This window comes from Stenotrophomonas sp. 05L44_2 (assembly GCF_056665995.1).
Genome location: NZ_JBFTNR010000623.1, coordinates 1 through 2,492, shown reverse-complemented (window position 1 = coordinate 2,492; position 2,492 = coordinate 1). Strand labels below are relative to the sequence as shown.

General features: G+C 66.0%; 2 protein-coding genes. Both read right to left on the bottom strand.

The window, feature by feature from the left end:
• Positions 1 to 1,635 (bottom strand): 3-hydroxyacyl-CoA dehydrogenase family protein (locus AC1VAN_RS18345; RefSeq protein WP_480986392.1); only part of this gene is annotated, 1,635 nt, incomplete at its 3' end.
• A 26-nt stretch (positions 1,636 to 1,661) separates the two neighbouring features.
• The gene (locus AC1VAN_RS18340) at positions 1,662 to 2,330 is read right to left on the bottom strand and encodes a TetR/AcrR family transcriptional regulator (RefSeq protein ID WP_025875011.1); all 669 of its coding nucleotides are present in this window, start codon (positions 2,328 to 2,330) and stop codon (positions 1,662 to 1,664) included.
• Positions 2,331 to 2,492 lie beyond the last annotated feature (162 nt).

Genomic DNA, 2,492 nt, shown 5'->3' with positions numbered 1-2,492 from the left:
GGCCTGCAGCAGGCCGAGGGCGCCAGCCAGGTCGGCACCGGCGGAGAAGGGCTCCTTCTGCTGCCAGATCACCAGGCCCTGGAAATCCTTCTCGGCGCGGGTGACGCATTCCTGCAGGCCATCCAGCACGTGGTCGGACACGGTGTTCATCTTGGTCTTGAAGCTGACCACGGCGATGCCATCGCCGTCGTGCCACATGCGCAGGCCGTCATTCTCGAACACGGTCTCGCCCGGCGCGAACTTCTCGCCCAGCAGCGGATCGGGGAAGCGCTGGCGCTGGTAKACCGGCAGCGACGAACGCGGCAGCTTGGCGTTGCGCGACGGGCTGTAGCTGCCCTCGGCGGCATGCACGCCATCGCGGCCATCGAACACCCAGTCCGGCAGCGGGGCGTTGCTCATGCTCTTGCCGGCGACGATGTCATCGGCAATCCACTGCGCCACCTGCTTCCAGCCSGCAGCCTGCCAGGTTTCGAACGGGCCYWGCGACCAGCCRWAGCCCCAGCGSATGGCCAGATCGACGTCGCGCGCGGTCTCGGCGATGTCGGCCAGGTGGTAGGCGCTGTAGTGGAACAGGTCGCGGAAGGTCGCCCACAGGAAGTGCGCCTGCGGGTGCTGGCTCTCGCGCAGCTTGGCGAACTTCTCGGCCGGGTTCTTGATCTTCAGGATCTCGACCACTTCCGGTGCGGCGGCGCGGTCAGCCGGACGGTAGTCCTGCTTTTCCAGGTCCAGCACCACGATGTCCTTGCCGACCTTGCGGAAGATGCCGGCGCCGGTCTTCTGGCCCAGTGCGCCCTTGGCAATCAGCGCATCCAGCCACTTCGGCGACTTGAAGAACTCATGCCACGGGTCGTTGGGCAGGGTATCGCCCATGGTCTTGATGACGTGGGCCATGGTGTCCAGGCCGACCACGTCGGAGGTGCGGTAGGTGGCGGACTTCGGGCGGCCGACCAGCGGGCCGGTCAGGCCGTCCACTTCGTCGAAGCCCAGGCCGAATTCCTGGGTGTGGTGGATGGTGGACAGGATCGAGAACACGCCGATGCGGTTGCCGATGAAGTTCGGGGTGTCCTTGGCGTACACCACGCCCTTGCCCAGGGTGGTGACCAGGAACGCTTCCAGGCCTTCCAGCACGCTGGCGTCGGTGGTGGTGGCCGGGATCAGCTCGGCCAGGTGCATGTAGCGCGGCGGGTTGAAGAAATGCACGCCGCAGAAGCGGTGGCGCAGCTGTTCGGGCAGCACGTCGGCCAGCTTGTTGATGCCCAGGCCCGAGGTGTTGGAGGCCAGCACGGCGTGGTCGGCCACGAACGGGGCGATCTTCTTGTACAGGTCCTGCTTCCAGTCCATGCGYTCGGCRATSGCCTCGATGAYCAGRTCGCAGTCCTTCAGCTGTTCCAGGCCGGTCTCGTAGTTGGCCGGGGTGATGGCTTCGGCCAGCGACTTGCTGGCCAGCGGCGCCGGGCTCAGCTTGCCGAGGTTGGCGATCGACTTCAGCACGATGCCATCGGCCGGACCTTCCTTGGCAGGCAGGTCGAACAGCACGGTGTCGACGCCGGCATTGGTGAGGTGGGCGGCGATCTGGGCACCCATGACGCCGGCACCCAGCACGGCGGCGCGGCGGACTAGCAGGGAATTGGACATGGTGTAGGGCCTTTGTTGGTCAGCAGTTACTGGGTGGAATCAATGGAGGCGGGCAGGGCGCTGCCGCTGCGGGCGGCGGCACGGAATCCGGCCTCGGCGAAATGGATCAGTTCATGGGCGGCATGGGCACGATGCGCCGTTTCGGTGACACCGGCAGGTCGCTTGATCAGCCCGAAATCGGCCATGGCATAGGTCAGCGAGCCAGCGAGGAAATCCAGGCGCCAATAGAGCTCTTCCTTGCTCAGGCCGGGCACGCAGGTGGCGATCGCCTTGCCGAACTCACGCAGCACGTGGCCGTAGTGGTCGGACAGGAACTTGCGCAGGTTGTCGTTCTTTTCAGCGTAGGCACGGGCGATCACGCGGACGAAGGCACCGCCGTTCTGACGGTCCTGGGCCAGCGCCAGGGCCGGCTCGACGAAGGCGGCGAGCACCGGCCGCAGTTGGCCGGGGTGTTCGTTGCGGGCACGCTCGAGCTGGGCCAGGCGGGCGCCGGTCATCTCGTCCATGCGGCGGCGGAACACCTCGTTGACCAGGTTTTCCTTGGAGCCGAAGTGGTAGTTGACCGCAGCGATGTTGACGTCGGCCTGGCTGGTGACCTGGCGCAGCGAGGTGCCGGCAAAGCCGTGCTGGGCGAACAGCTCCTCGGCGGCGCCGAGGATCCGGTCCTTGGTCGAGAAGTGGGCGGGCTTGGCCATCGGGCGGGCGGACCTTAATCAAACGATTGTTTGATACTAGAACCAGACGGTACCGTATGGCATTTTGCAGTGCAGCAAAAATGCTCGGGCTGGTCAGAATCCGCTCAGGTGGGTGAATGGGGGTAGTGTCGGCCGCTGGCCGGCAGCCCCGAGGTTGAATGG